General features: G+C 67.0%; 11 protein-coding genes and 1 pseudogene. 7 read left to right on the top strand and 5 right to left on the bottom strand.

The features are described 5' to 3' along the window. Window positions 1–55 precede the first annotated feature (55 nt). The 3 genes from ACNA7R_RS08965 to ACNA7R_RS08955 form a co-directional block, all read right to left on the bottom strand. Window positions 56–298, bottom strand: coding sequence for an H/ACA ribonucleoprotein complex subunit GAR1 (locus ACNA7R_RS08965; protein ID WP_416283222.1), 243 nt, complete (start codon window positions 296–298; stop codon window positions 56–58). Further along, the gene (srp19, locus tag ACNA7R_RS08960) at window positions 298–576 is read right to left on the bottom strand and encodes a signal recognition particle subunit SRP19 (RefSeq protein ID WP_293029112.1); all 279 of its coding nucleotides are present in this window, start codon (window positions 574–576) and stop codon (window positions 298–300) included. Before srp19 ends, ACNA7R_RS08965 begins: the two co-directional genes overlap by 1 nt. A gap of 127 nt (window positions 577–703) precedes the next feature. Continuing rightward, window positions 704–1,837, bottom strand: coding sequence for a PGF-CTERM-anchored ABC transporter substrate-binding protein (locus ACNA7R_RS08955; RefSeq protein ID WP_416283221.1), 1,134 nt, complete (start codon window positions 1,835–1,837; stop codon window positions 704–706). A gap of 60 nt (window positions 1,838–1,897) precedes the next feature. Here ACNA7R_RS08955 and btuC point away from each other — a divergent pair, with 60 nt between their 5' ends. The 3 genes from btuC to gatE all read left to right on the top strand — a co-directional run bounded on the left by btuC (window position 1,898) and on the right by gatE (window position 6,279). Further along, on the top strand, window positions 1,898–2,920 hold the full coding sequence (gene btuC, locus ACNA7R_RS08950; RefSeq protein WP_416283220.1) for a vitamin B12 ABC transporter permease BtuC: 1,023 nt from the start codon (window positions 1,898–1,900) through the stop codon (window positions 2,918–2,920). Then, window positions 2,917–4,227: a heme ABC transporter ATP-binding protein gene (locus tag ACNA7R_RS08945; RefSeq protein ID WP_416283219.1), complete on the top strand. Its 1,311-nt coding sequence runs from the start codon at window positions 2,917–2,919 to the stop codon at window positions 4,225–4,227. The genes btuC and ACNA7R_RS08945 overlap by 4 nt, the downstream gene beginning before the upstream one ends. A 183-nt stretch (window positions 4,228–4,410) precedes the next feature. After that, window positions 4,411–6,279 (top strand): Glu-tRNA(Gln) amidotransferase subunit GatE, encoded by a 1,869-nt coding sequence (gene gatE / locus ACNA7R_RS08940; protein ID WP_416283218.1) that lies wholly within the window; start codon window positions 4,411–4,413, stop codon window positions 6,277–6,279. A gap of 78 nt (window positions 6,280–6,357) precedes the next feature. On the opposite strand, the gene ACNA7R_RS08935 is transcribed toward gatE, so the two are convergent. Continuing rightward, on the bottom strand, window positions 6,358–6,837 hold the full coding sequence (locus tag ACNA7R_RS08935; protein WP_416283217.1) for an Lrp/AsnC family transcriptional regulator: 480 nt from the start codon (window positions 6,835–6,837) through the stop codon (window positions 6,358–6,360). 186 nt (window positions 6,838–7,023) lie between these two features. Between ACNA7R_RS08935 and ACNA7R_RS08930 the strand changes: the two genes are divergently transcribed. Together ACNA7R_RS08930 and ACNA7R_RS08925 are read left to right on the top strand one after the other, a co-directional pair. Beyond that, window positions 7,024–8,067, top strand: coding sequence for a DMT family transporter (locus ACNA7R_RS08930; RefSeq protein WP_416283216.1), 1,044 nt, complete (start codon window positions 7,024–7,026; stop codon window positions 8,065–8,067). A gap of 122 nt (window positions 8,068–8,189) precedes the next feature. Beyond that, window positions 8,190–8,870 (top strand): HTH domain-containing protein, encoded by a 681-nt coding sequence (locus tag ACNA7R_RS08925; protein WP_416283215.1) that lies wholly within the window; start codon window positions 8,190–8,192, stop codon window positions 8,868–8,870. A gap of 179 nt (window positions 8,871–9,049) precedes the next feature. On the opposite strand, the gene ACNA7R_RS08920 is transcribed toward ACNA7R_RS08925, so the two are convergent. Next, a complete protein-coding gene (locus ACNA7R_RS08920; RefSeq protein ID WP_416283214.1) occupies window positions 9,050–9,853 on the bottom strand; it encodes an RNA methyltransferase in 804 nt (267 codons plus the stop codon). A 1,151-nt stretch (window positions 9,854–11,004) separates the two neighbouring features. Here ACNA7R_RS08920 and ACNA7R_RS08915 point away from each other — a divergent pair. Both ACNA7R_RS08915 and folP read left to right on the top strand, forming a co-directional pair. Next, window positions 11,005–12,234: a Cdc6/Cdc18 family protein gene (locus ACNA7R_RS08915; RefSeq protein WP_278291490.1), complete on the top strand. Its 1,230-nt coding sequence runs from the start codon at window positions 11,005–11,007 to the stop codon at window positions 12,232–12,234. Between the two features lie 82 nt (window positions 12,235–12,316). After that, window positions 12,317–13,180, top strand: a pseudogene (gene folP, locus ACNA7R_RS08910) (dihydropteroate synthase); the annotation flags it as partial. Window positions 13,181–13,336 lie beyond the last annotated feature (156 nt).

Raw genomic sequence — 13,336 nt, 5'->3', positions numbered from 1 at the left:
GCGCGGCGTTCGCACCCGCTCCTCTTGGTGCTTTTCGTTACCTGCCCGCCGCGGGTCAGCGCGCGTACAGCGCCGATCCGACCAGCGACGGCAGGTGGACGTCGTCGTCGGGCGTCACCGCCAGGTAGGGGCCGTCGACGGGACCGAAGACGTCGTCGACGCGTCCGACCGACTCGAGGGAGTCGTCGAGCACCATCGTCCCGATCTCCTCGCGGAGGCGATCGTCGTCGGCGTCCGGGTTCGCCCGCAGGATCGCGAGCCCCTGGGCGGTACGGACGACCTGTCCGACCCGGCGCATCAGTCCCGCATCGCGACGACGTACGCCGCGACGGCCTGGACGAGGTCGTTCTTCGAGTCGTCGGAACCCCGGACGACGACCCGGCCGCGATCGGCCCAGTGCTCCCGGGAGTAGGATTTGTCCCGTTCGATCGTGGCGTCGTAGCCGATCTGCTGGACGGCCTTCGCGATCTCGTCGACCGTCGGCTCCTCGACGGCCAGCTCCTCGGCGACGCGTCGTCCCTCGGCCCGGGAGAGGTCGGCATCGAGATAGGCGGGCCAGATGACGTTCTCGACCATACTCCCGACTCGGGAGGCCTCCGGGTAAACACTTTTCAAAAGCGTCGGGTTCGCGCTCGAGTCGATCCCTCGAGTGCGAGGTCCTCGAGTGCGGGCGGTTCGGTCGGCGGCAACGAACGAAAGGACGTTACCGGCGGCGAGCGAGAACGGCGAGGACGGCGACGAGCGCGGCGACGACCGCGGGAACGCCGAAGCCGGGGATCGAGTCGTCGTCCTCGGCAGTGTCGTCCGCTGCGGGCTCGTCGGTGGCATCGTCGGCGTCCGCGTCGTCAGCGTCCGCATCGTCGGTCTCGTCCGCGGCTTCGTCCTCGGTCTCGTCGGCCGCCTCGGCGTACGCCTCGGGGTGGACCGCCTCGACGATCTCCTCGATCGCCTCGACGACGAGCGGCCCGGGCTGGCTCATGAACTGGTCGTCGACCGCGACGAACTGCTCGTTCTGGTAGGCGGTCGTTCCCATCGCGGCTTCACCGACCGGCGGCTCGTCGCCCCAGGATTCGCCGTAGACGATCCACTCGGGATCCTCCTCGACGACGACCTCCTCGCTGATCTCGGCCCAGCCCTCGATGCCGGCCTCCGCGCCGAGGTTCTCGACCCCGGCGGTGGTGATGATCTCGTCCTGGAAGGTACCCTCCCCGGCCGTGAAGCCGTCGCCCATCTCGTAGTACGCGAGCGGGTGTCCCTCGTCGGCGACGGCCTCCTCGATGATCTCGAGGCGCTCGTTCATCTCGTCGATCGAGTCCTCGGCGCCGTCGCACTCGCCGACGATCTCGCCGGTCAGGCGGACGTTCTCGGCGACGCCGTCGAGCGACTGCTCGGTCGGGAAGACGTAGACGGTCAGTCCCGCGTCGCGGAGCTGGTCGATCAGGTCGTCGCCCTCGAGGGCGGCGGCCGCGAGAACGACGTCGGGGTCGCGGTCGATGACTTCCTCGGTGACGGGCGTGACGCCGTCGTCCTCGGTAATGTCGAGCTCCTCGTCGGCCTCGAGGTAGTCGGTGTACTCGCCGACGGGCATCCCCGAGAGCTTCTCCTCGGCCCCTATCTCGTACATTACTTGCGCGTCACTGGGCTGTAAGGCGACCACCGAGTCGGGTTCCTCCTCGACGGTCACCGTCTCCCCGGTCGCGTCCTCCCCCTCGAACGGGAACTCGCAGGTCGGTTCCTCCTGTGCGACGTCGGCCATCCCCCCTCCCGCCGCGACGGCGGGAGTAAACGCGGCCAGCGCCGTAAGCACCGCAACGAAAACGATCAGTGACTTTCGCATCGATCGAACCGTGGAACCCACTCCAATAAATATTTATCTAATGCAAGCAAGCTTTCAGGCATGCTCCGTCCGGGCCGTCTCGTCTCGTGGTCAGTGGCGCTCTCGGCGTTGCTGGTCGTCGTCGTCATCGCGAGCGCGGCACTCGGCCCGGTTCGGATCGATCCGGTGACCGTCTCGAGGGCCGTACTCAACCTCGCCGGCGTCGGCGCCCACGAGGTGCCGGCGACTCACCAGACGATCGTCGCGGACGTCCGCCTGCCGCGGATCCTGCTGGCCGCGACGGTCGGGTTCGCGCTGGCGGCCGCGGGGACGGTCATGCAGGGCTTTTTCCGAAACCCGCTCGCGGATCCGTCGATCATCGGCGTCTCCTCGGGGGCCGCGGTCGGCGCCGTCGCCGCGATCGCGTTCCCCGCCCTCGTTCCGATCGGGAGCGTCCACCTGCCCGCGTTCGTCGGCGCGCTCGTCACCGCCTTCCTCGTCTACACCATCGCGACCGAGGGCGGGCGGACCCCGGTCGCAACCTTGCTGCTCGCGGGCGTCGCGATCCAGGCGTTCCTCGGTGCCGTGATCTCGTTTATGGTCGTCCACAGCGGCGAGAACCTCCGGGAGGCCGTCATCTGGATGATGGGCCACCTCCACCGAAGCAGCTGGGCCGACGTCGGCTTCGCGCTCCCCGTTACGCTCGTCGGCGTGCTCGTGCTGGGGGCATACACCCGCGAGATGAACGTCCTCCTGCTCGGCGAGGAGGACGCCCAGAACCTCGGCGTGAGCGTCGAGCGGACCAAGCTCCTCCTGCTCGCGCTGGCGAGTCTCGTCACCGCCGCGGGCGTCGCCGTCGCCGGCATCATCGGCTTCGTCGGCCTCGTCGTCCCCCACATGATGCGGCTGATCGTCGGCCCCGACCACCGCATCCTGCTGCCGACCAGCGCGCTCGCGGGCGCCTCTTTCCTCGTGGTCGCCGACACCATCGCCCGCGTCGGCGCGTTCGGGCTGCCGATCGTCCCCGTCGGCATCGTCACCGCGACCGTCGGCGCGCCCTTCTTCCTCTACTTGCTCACGAGCCGGGAGGTGCACGCGCTGTGAGCGACGACGCGCGGTCCCCCGCGGCGACCGACGGCGCTCGGGTCGAAGTCGACGGCGTCGGACTCTCGCTCGGCGACACCGACGTCCTCGAGGACGTCTCCGTCGCCGCCGAACCCGGCGAGTTCGTCGGCCTCGTCGGCCCCAACGGCGCGGGGAAGACGACGCTGTTGCGGGCGATGAGCGGCGCGCTCGAGCCCGCTCGTGGAGCCGTAACCGTCGACGGTGCGCCGTTACACGAGCGCTCCTCGAAGGCCGCAAGCCGGCTAGTCGCGGTCGTCCCGCAGGACACTCACCTCTCCTTTTCGTTCGACGTTCGGACCGTCGTGGAGATGGGACGGTACCCCCACCGCTCGCGCTTTTCCCCGCCCGACAAGGCCGATCGGGCAGCGGTCGATCGCGCCCTCGAGCGCACCCGCACGGCGCAGTTCGCCGACCGCCCGATCGACGAGATAAGCGGCGGGGAGCGCCAGCGGGTCGTCCTCGCGCGGGCGATCGCCCAGCAGACGCCCGTCCTCCTGCTCGACGAGCCGACGGCCAGCCTCGACGTCACCCACCAGGTCGAAACGCTCGAGCTGGTTCGCGAGGTCGTCGCGGAGGGCCGGACCGCCGTCGCCGCGATTCACGATTTGGATCTGGCCGCGCGCTACTGCGACCGCCTCGTCGTCCTCTCGGACGGGACGGTCCTCGAGTCGGGCACCCCGGAGTCGGTGCTGACTCGGGACACCCTCGCCGCGGCGTTCGACGCGACCGCGGCGGTGACGGCGAACCCGGTGACGGGAACGCCGACGGTGACCGCCCTGCGGAACGATCCCGACGTGACCGTTCCCGATCGAGTCCACGTCGTCGGCAACGGCTCGACGGCGGCGAGCGTCGTCGCGCGGCTCGGCGCCGCCGACTGTGCGTGTTCGGTCGGTCCGGTCTCGAGCGGCGACGCCGCCGCCGAGGTCGCCCGCGGACAGGGGATCGAGGCGATTACGGTCGAGCCGTTCGCCCCGCTCTCGGCCGGCGACCGGGAGGCGGCCCGCGGAGCGGTCGAGAGCGCCGACGTGACGGTCGTGGCGGACCTCGAGGTCGGCGCCGGAAATCAGCTGTTGCTCGAGGAACTCGCCGGTCGGGAGTCGCTCGTCGTCGTCGAGGACCGGCCGTTCGCCGAGCGAAACCACGCGGGCGAGCGGGCGCGGGAACTGTACGAGCGCTGCCGGCAGCGGGCGATCGTGGCCTCGTCGACGGATGTCCTCGAGGCGGTCGACGAGGCGGCGGCTCGCCCGGAGTCGGCGGGGCGAGCGCTCGAGGCCGACGACGACTGATACGGATTGCTGTAACGATTTACCGGCACAACCGCCGTACGGGTCGCGGTTGCGCCGGTACTGACTTACAGGAAACCGTATGAGATCGCGAGGACGAGACCGACGGAGACGAACGGACGAACCGTTCCCGTCCGCGAGCCGGACTGAACGGTTTTTTACCCTCGCGCGCCAGAGTGGCCGTCAATGACCGAGTACGACTACGAGGCGCTCGGACTCGTCGCCGGGCTGGAGATCCACCAGCAACTCGACACGGCGACGAAGCTGTTCTGCCAGTGTCCGACCGAGCTGCGCGAGCCCGAGGCGTCGACGCGGCGCTTTACCCGCTATCTGCATCCCACGCGGAGCGAACTGGGCGAGATCGACGACGCGGCTTTAGAGGAGAGCAAGGTCGACCGCGAGTTCGAGTACCTCGCGTACGACTCGACCTGTCTCGTCGAGGAGGACGACGAGCCACCCCACGAGCTGGACGAGGAGGCCCTCGAGACGACCCTCGAGATCGCCCAGCTCATGGAGATGAACCCGGTCGATCGGGCACACGTCATGCGAAAGCTTGTCGTCGACGGCTCGAACACGTCGGGCTTCCAGCGCTCGACGCTGATCGCCACCGGCGGCGAGATCGAGACGAGCGACGGCCCGGTGGGGATCGAGGACCTCCTGCTCGAGGAGGAGAGCGCCCAGCGGGTCGCCGAGACCGAGGACGGGGTTCGCTACAGCCTCGATCGGCTCGGCATTCCGCTGGTCGAGATCGGCACCAGTCCGGACATCTCGTCGCCGGAGCAGGCCCTCGAGGCCGCCGAGCGGATCGGCATGCTGCTTCGCTCGACGGGGAAGGTCAAGCGCGGCCTGGGGACGATCCGCCAGGACGTCAACGTCTCGATCGCCGAGGGCGCCCGCGTCGAGATCAAGGGCGTCCAGAGTCTGGACGACATCGACGACATCGTCCGCAACGAGGTCGCCCGACAGGTCGAACTCGTCGAGATTCGCGACGAGCTGGCCGAACGGGAGGCCGCCGTCGGCGAGTCCCAGAATGTGACCGAGATCTTCGAGGACACCGACAGCGGCGTCATCGGTGGCGCCCTGAGTTCCGGGGGATCCGTCATGGCCGTCCCGCTGTACGGCTTCGACGGCGTCGTCGGCCGCGAGATCGCACCCGACCGCCGTCTGGGAACCGAACTCTCGGATCACGCCAAGCGCCACGGCGCGGGCGGGATCTTCCACACCGACGAGCTACCAGCCTACGGCGTCACCGAGGCGGAGGTCGAGGAGCTACGGGTGGCCGCCGAGGTCGGTCCCGAGGACGCCGTCGCCATCGTCGCCGACAGCGACGACGTCGCGACGTCGGCGATCGAGGCCGTCGCCGAGCGCGCGCGGACGGCTCTCGAGGGCGTCCCCGAGGAGACCCGCGGCGCGAACGACGACGGGACGACCCGCTACCTGCGTCCGCTGCCCGGTGCCGCGCGGATGTACCCCGAGACGGACGTGCCGCCCGTCGAGCCGGATCCGAGCGAGGTCCCCGAGCCAGAACTCCTGACCGAGAAGGTCGAGCGCTACCAGGCGGAGTTCGACCTCGGCGAGGGGCTGGCCGAACAGGTCGCCTACGGCCGCCGGATGCCGCTGTTCGAGGCCGTCACCTCGGCGGGAGTCGATCCGACCCTGACCGCGACGACCCTCGAGTCGACGCTGACCGAACTGCGCCGGGACGGCGTTCCCGTCGAGAACCTGACCGATGACCACCTCGAGGCGGTCCTCGAGATGGCCGACGACGGCGACCTTCCCAACGAGGGCGTACCGGACCTCCTGGAAGCGCTGGCGAAGGATCCCGATCGATCGGCCGAGGAGGCCGCCGAGGCGGCCGGGCTGGGCGGCGCCGACGAGGGCGAGGTCCGCGAGGCCGTCGTCGAGGTCGTCGAGCGAAACGAGACGCAGGTCGAGGAGGAGGGAATGCAGGCGTTCTCCGGACTCATGGGCGAGTGTATGGGCGCACTTCGCGGGAAGGCCGACGGCGACCTCGTCAGCCGGCTGCTGCGCGAGGAGATCCAGAAACGCGCCTGAACGGCTCTCCGCACCGACGGCTCGGATCACTGACGGCTCAGATTTCCGGCACTGGCGCCTACTGCCGATCGGAACCGCTCAGTCGACCAGTTCCTCGAGCAGCGTCTCCAGCTCGTAGCTCTGTAGGGCCTCTCGCTCCTCGATCGCCGAGATCACGAACGTGGAATCGGTGCGGTCGACGCCCTCGAGCTGTTCGAACTCGGCGATCAGCCGCTCGACCATCCCGCTCTCGCTGAGTCGGGCGACGACGATAAAGTCGGTTTCGCCCATCGTGAAGTAGACGTTCGTCACGCCCTCGACGGTCAGCAGGCGGTCCGCGAACTCCTCGTAGGAGCCCCGGTAGTCAGCGTGGATCTCGACGATGACGGTGACGTCGAGTCCGAGTTCCTCGAGGTCGATCTCGTAGCGGTCGTTGGCGATGATTCCCTCCTCGCGGAGGTTGTTGAGCCGGTAGTGGATCGTCGACACCGGTATCCCGGTCGCCTCGTGGAGCGCTTCGGGGCTACCCGTCTCGCGCTCGGCGATCGCCTTCAGCAGACGCACGTCGCGTTCGTCCATGCCGCGAGTTCGAGCGATAGCGTGATCGGCCTTTCGACTCGGACGCTCGTGGTTGGATCTTTCTCTAATAGTAGCCCCTCTTTTCGGGGCCCGGTTCGGATTGTGTTTATATGTGTGATTCTGCATCCGATCCCGAGAGCGCCGTTGTAGAAGGCTCTAAGTATGTCGACGAATTTCGAACGTTCCATGACTCGACGCGCGCTCTTTCGATCAGGATACGGTGATCTGGTGTTGTTCTCGATCCTCGCGATCTGCTGGGGGACCTCCTTCGTCGCGATCGAGATCGGCCTCGAGTACGTGCCGCCGCTTTTGTTCGCCGGGCTCCGCTACGGCGTCGCGGGACTGATCGTCTTCGGATACGCCGCCGTCGTGACCGATCGGCTCCGACCCGTCGATCGGACCGAGTGGCTCTCGGTCGGCGTCGCCGGGGTCTTCCTCATCGCGTTCTACCACGCGCTGTTGTACGTCGGTGAACTGTACGTTCCCGGCGCGATCGCGGCGACGGTCGCGAGCACCGCGCCGATCCTCACCGCCGCGTTCGCCGGGGCGATCCTCCCGCGAGAGCGACTCTCGGCCGCGGGCGTCGTCGGGCTCGTCCTCGGGCTGATCGGCGTCGTCGCCGTCGTTCGTCCGTCGCCGACGGGGCTCGATACCGAACTCCTGCTGGGTGCGGGCCTCGTCTTCGGTGCCGCGATCGCGTTCGCGGTCGGAACGGTCCTCGCGCGACCGCTCGACGCCGGGCTCCCCCTCGAGACGCTGCAGGCCTGGGCGATGCTCGTCGGCGCGGCGGTCCTGCTGGTCGGCGCCCCGCTTCGGGGCGAGTCGATCGCCGCGATCGACGTGACGCCGACGGCGCTGCTCTCGTTTACCTACCTGACGCTCGTCTCGAGCGTGTTCGCCTTCCTGCTGTACTTCCAGTTGCTCGACCGGGCGGGCCCGACCCAGGTCGCGCTGGTGGGGTACGCCGAGCCCGCGGTCGCGATCGGTGTGAGCTGGGTGCTGCTCGGCTACGTCGTCGACTCGCTGACGGTACTGGGGCTACTGACGATCCTCGCGGGCTTCGCCGCCATCAAGCGCCGCCGCCTCGCTCGAGTCGTCGACTCCCTGACCGAGAGCTACCGACGGCCGACCCTCCCCGCTCGCTCCCCGGAGCGATCGACGGAAGCCAGAACCGACGGCGGCATCCCACAGGAGACCGAGGCCGTTAGTCCGGAGTCGAGAGCCGACTAGGACGGTCCCGTCGAGGGCGAGCGATCGTATACGGCAACTGCTACCGAGACCCTCGAGAACCCCCCTCACAAAGGTTTATACGAGATAGCGTTGGCTAGCTCACACGAGAGAGGGGACCCAGTATGAACGCACAAACACGGACGCTGACGGTGGTGTGTCACGTGCGGGCGCCGTTGTTGCTCGAGCCCGTCGACAGTCAGATCGAGAGCCTGCGCGCCTGCGAGGAGGAGGGGCGGATCGACGACCTGCTGGTTCGGAGCTGGCCGAAGGAGGTGCGGCTCTCCGACGACAGCCCCTACCAGGAGGTCCTCGAGACCTACGACCGTTTCGAACAGTGGGCCGACCGACGGGACGTCTCGATCCAACCGCCGTTTCGAACCCGGACGACGACCTCGCAGGTGACCGACGAGCGCCGCGAGGTCCTCGTGACCCCGCTTTTGTGTCTCGAGTGCTACGCCGACGACGAACTGGTCGCCGTCTACCCCCATTCGACGGGCGAGGAGACGATCACGACCGAGGACGTGATCGCTCGCGTTCGCTGTGGCGAGGGCCTCGTGCCGACCAACGCGGTCGACGAGCGCATCGATACGGAAGCCGGCGATGACGGCGGCGCCGAGACGGCCCCGTCGACGCGGTCGGACGGCTGCCCCGACTGCGGCCGGGGACTCGTCGACGGCCAGGGGCTCGTCGGCTGTCCCGACTGCGGGTGGACCGGGACGATCACCGAGGACGGCGAGTACGCGCCGACGTCCGTAGAGCGCGTCGCGGATCGGAGCCCCGTTCGGTCGATTCCGAATCGGTAGGATCGGGAGTTACGATCGAGTCAGGCTCCCGTACTTGTTTTTCGGGGCGAACCGCCGGATAGCGAACGCCGTCTCGTTCGGGATAGCACGGTGATCTCAGACGGTTTCCTGTACGTCAGTTCCGGCGCAACCGCGATCCGGTCGGCGGTTGCACCGGCAAATCGTTACAGCGATCCGTATCAGTCCTCAGCGGGGCGTTCGGTCGCTCGGCGGAGAATCCCGAGCAGCGTGTTCGCCTCGCGTTCGGTCAGGTCCGCGCGGCCGAACACCCGCCGGAGCATCCGCATCGTCTTGTCGCGTTTCTCGTCGGGGTGGTTGAGCTCCTCGAGCAGGGCGCCCCACTGGTCGTAGAGCCGATCGAGGGTCGGCTCCGGCGCCCGGGTGCGGTCGAGGTCGGGTAGCTGCGTTCCGTCGGCGGGAAGCGTGAGCGTGCGAAGTTCGTACAGCGTCACCGTTGCGGCCTGCCCGAGGTTCAACACGGGGTACGCCTCGCTCGCGGGGATCGCACAGATCTCGTCGATCCGCACGAGTTCCTCATTCGTGAGCCCGACCCGTTCGCGACCGAAGACCAGCGCGGTCGGCGCCTCGACCGTCGGCAGGCGTTCTGCCAGGTCGGCCGGTGTCGAGTAGGGGTAGCGCATGTGGCTGCGATCGTCCTCGTTCGTGACTGCAGTACAGCCGATCGTGTGATAGCTCTCGGCGAGTTCGTCGAACGATAGCTCGGTCGCGTTCGGGAGGATATCCTCTCGAGCCTGCCCCGCGAAGCCGTAGGCCTCGCCGTCGGGGTCGAGCTCCGGAGGGTCGACCAGCAGGAGTTCCTCGAACCCGAAGTTCTTCATCGCGCGGGCGATGGTGCCGACGTTGCCCGGCGTCTTCGCGTCGACGATTGCGACCGCCGGCGGCGTTCGGTCGGCGGAGGTCGCGTTCGGGTCGTCCGTGGTCGCGTTCTGATCGTCCGTGGTCGCTTCGGTCGGCTCAGTCATGGTTCGAACGTCGCTGGCGGAAGGCGTTTCGGCGCGCTCGAGCGCGATCGGTGACTCGAGAGGGATATCGGCGGTTCATACCGCCGGTAGCGAGTGCGCTCGCAAAAGTCGACTGGTCCCGGTGCGTCTCGGGACGGGAACTGGCTCGAGGACCGTACTCGGGAGCGACGTCGGTTCGGCCGGCCGAGCCGTCTCGAGGATTCCGTGTCGGAACTCGTCGTACTCCACCATCGATCGGACACTCACTAGTCTGGAATAGGTAGGATAGGCCCAAAATCTGTAATAGTTGATATACTTACAAACGGTAACTATCTAGAATAGCTACGGTAGGTGCCTTAGATAACTTAAGTGGATTTTGTACAGTTTGTGCAGTTTGTGTTGTCTGTGTTGGTTGTGTTGGTTGTGTAGTAGTAGTAGAGTAGAGTACTAGTCTAGTAAGGAGGAAGGAAGAAGAAAGGAAGAAGAGACGTCCCGTACTCGAGCTCTGAGACGTCGTTCAACTCGGGTACCAGTTCCGATCCGTCGGTCGCGACCCTGAGAGGGACCCCTCGGTCTCGTTTGTTTCTTCCCGTAGTCGACGGCTGGAGCGGTCTCGAGGGAGGTCATTCCGATCGAACGCGGCGGTCGGAGGGGACACACCCCCTTCGCGTTTGTAACGCCGTACAGGTGTGGGGAGGTTCTGATCGGTTACACACCTCCGTCGCGGTTGTAAATCTTCACTCTCAGCGAGAAAAGCGGGGGATTTTCGGCTCTCAGCTCGAGCCCACCCACCCGTTCGCCGTTACATCCGCGAGGGGGGTGTGTGTCCCGAGCGAATCGACTGACAGGTTCCGGAAACGCCGATATTCCGACCTCTGGCTCCTGAAGTGACGATATACGATTCCCAGTTCCGGGTTCCCGTCTCGATCGGAAGAGTCGTCGGCAGTTTCCGCGGGGGAGACGCGCTCGGAACCAGTTACATCCGCGAGGGGGGTCCCCGTCGAACGCTCCCACGCTCCGAACGCCCACTCACAAGCGCGAGGGCGGCGATATCGACCGTCTCTTTTAACCCTCCGCATACGTCCTGCTGAAGCCATCACGCGGGAAGTTTACATCCGCGACCGATCTCCATACCTTTATTTCAGTTCGGTGGGAAGGGACGGGGTACTGCAATGTCCGCGAACGACGACCGCGATCCGCTCTTCCGATACGACGATCCGATCTTCGCCGACGAGCGGCTGCTCGAGATCACGCACTTGCCCGGCCCGGACCGGATCGTCGGTCGCGACGAGCAGATGCAACGCGTTGCGGACGCCCTGAACCCCGCGATCTTCGGCAGCGAGCCAAACCACCTCTTTATTTTCGGCAAGACCGGCACCGGCAAGTCCCTAATCTCGAGGTCGGTGGCGAAGCGGGTGATCTCGGAGGCCAAACGCGACGACGTCACGGTCAACTACGCCTTCATCGACTGTGGCGAACAGAACACCGAGGCCTCGATCGTCAAGACGATCGCCCAGCTGGTCAATGACCCCGAGCAGAGCGGGATCACCGTTCCCGACCGCGGGCTGGGAACCGGCGACTACTACAAGCGGCTCTGGCAGGCCGTCGATCGCTGTACGGACGTCACGATCGTCATCTTAGACGAGATCGACATGCTCGAGGACGACGAGGTCCTGCGAAAGCTCTCGCGGGCGGGCGAGAACCGCCGGATCTCGGACTCGAGCATCGGTATCATCGGCATCTCGAACAAGATCGACTTCCCCGACCACCTCTCCGAACGGGTCAAATCCAGCCTCTCGAGGGACGAACTCGTCTTTTCGCCGTACGACGCCAACCAACTCGTCGAGATCTTAGAGAAGCGCCGCGACGCCTTCCACGACGGGGTACTCTCGGGCGACGTGATCCCGCTGACGGCCGCGCTCGCGGCCCAGGAGCACGGCGACGCGCGCAAGGCGATCGACATCCTCCGAAACGCGGGCCGCATCGCGAAAAAACAGAACGCCGACCGCGTCACCGCCGACCACGTTCGCGATGCCAAGGAGAAGACAGAGGCCGACCGCTTCAACGAACTCATCGAGGGCTCGCCCCAGCAGGCGAAGGCGATCCTCTACTCGCTGACGATTCTGACCGAGAACAGCACGGAAAAGGAGTTCCCGACGAAGATCATCTACAACCAGTACAAGGAGGTCGCCCGTCGGCTGGGCTTCGACGTCCTCTCCGAGCGGCGTGTCCAGGAGATCCTCCAGGAGCAGAACTTCCTGAACGTCATCCAGTCCGAACGCGAGGGCCGGGGGCGTGGTCGAGGTGCCCACGCGAAACACCGCCTGCTCGAGAACCCCGTCATCGTCAAGAAGGTCCTGCTGCGGGACTCCCGGCTGGCCCCGCTCGAGGACGACTCGTAGACGCTCGGTCCGCAGCATGTGCTCCGTTGCCGTCGTTCGCCGGGACCGTGGTAGCTTTCTACCTCGCCTCCGCAGTGGCGGTATGCACAGCGTCGACGCGGCCGGACTCGGGATCGGTGACGGGTATCCGACCCGGATCATGGGTGTGTTGAACGTCAGTGAGGAGTCGCCGTACGATCCGAGCGTCTACGACGATCCGGGCGAGGCGGCCCGCTACGTGGACGAGGAACTGATCGGCGAAGGCGCCGACGTCGTCGACGTCGGCCTCGAGTCGGCGAACAAGCGCTTCGAGGTGCTCTCGGCCGAGGAGGAACTCGAGCGACTCGGCGTCGCCTGCGAGACGATCGATCGCGTGGAGGGCGACGCGGTTTTCTCGATCGAGACCCGGTACCACGAGGTCGCCGACGCGGCCCTCGAGCGGGGGTTCGACATGGTCAACGACATCTGCGGGTTCGCGGATCCGAAGATGCCCGCGGTCTGTGGGGCCCACGACGCCGCGGTCGCGAAGATGGCCAGCCCGCCGGACCTCGAGCGTCCCGGTGCGGTCGAGGAAACCGACTGGACTCGACGAACGTCGTCGGACTGGGCCGAGCGAGCCGACTACGTCGATCAGGTGTACGAGGCGCTGAAACAGAACGGACTGACCGACAAGACGCTCGTCGATCCCGCCTTCGGCGGCTGGAGCGAGGCCCAGACCCTCGAGGACGACCGGGAGACGTTCCGTCGGCTCGCGGAGTTCCGAAACCTCGAGCGGCCGATCCTGGTTTCGATCAACCGGAAGAACTTCCTGGGCGACCTCGTCGGTCGGGAGACCGGAGACCGCCTGCCGGCGAGCCTGGCGGCGACCGCGATGGCGATCGAACGCGGCGCGGACGTCGTCCGGGCCCACGACGTCGCCGAGACGCGGGACGCGGCCGTGATCGCCGACGCGTTCGACGAACGGACCGACTGATCGGTTTCGTCGGCGCCGAGGGATCCTCGACGTTTCGAGCCGGAGGTCGGGTTACGGGATCGGACGTGCCGTCGCCGGCGGCAGTCGACGATAGTCGACCGTTGACGTTCGATCGTTTCGGTTCGATTCCGGCGGGAAACGACGGCTCTC

This window comes from Natronococcus sp. (assembly GCF_047921035.1).
Classification (GTDB): Archaea; Halobacteriota; Halobacteria; order Halobacteriales; family Natrialbaceae; genus Natronococcus.
The sequence above is the reverse complement of the archived record's forward strand: the minus strand, read 5'-3'. Positions and strand labels throughout refer to the sequence as shown.

Coding starts and splice junctions, on each gene's coding strand:
- srp19 (WP_293029112.1), bottom strand. CDS start 576: ATGGTCGAGAACGTCATCTGGCCCGCCTATCTCGATGCCGACCTCTCC.
- ACNA7R_RS08930 (WP_416283216.1), top strand. CDS start 7,024: ATGACTCGACGCGCGCTCTTTCGATCAGGATACGGTGATCTGGTGTTG.
- ACNA7R_RS08915 (WP_278291490.1), top strand. CDS start 11,005: ATGTCCGCGAACGACGACCGCGATCCGCTCTTCCGATACGACGATCCG.
- ACNA7R_RS08925 (WP_416283215.1), top strand. CDS start 8,190: ATGAACGCACAAACACGGACGCTGACGGTGGTGTGTCACGTGCGGGCG.
- btuC (WP_416283220.1), top strand. CDS start 1,898: ATGCTCCGTCCGGGCCGTCTCGTCTCGTGGTCAGTGGCGCTCTCGGCG.
- ACNA7R_RS08965 (WP_416283222.1), bottom strand. CDS start 298: ATGCGCCGGGTCGGACAGGTCGTCCGTACCGCCCAGGGGCTCGCGATC.
- gatE (WP_416283218.1), top strand. CDS start 4,411: ATGACCGAGTACGACTACGAGGCGCTCGGACTCGTCGCCGGGCTGGAG.
- ACNA7R_RS08955 (WP_416283221.1), bottom strand. CDS start 1,837: ATGCGAAAGTCACTGATCGTTTTCGTTGCGGTGCTTACGGCGCTGGCC.
- ACNA7R_RS08935 (WP_416283217.1), bottom strand. CDS start 6,837: ATGGACGAACGCGACGTGCGTCTGCTGAAGGCGATCGCCGAGCGCGAG.
- ACNA7R_RS08920 (WP_416283214.1), bottom strand. CDS start 9,853: ATGACTGAGCCGACCGAAGCGACCACGGACGATCAGAACGCGACCACG.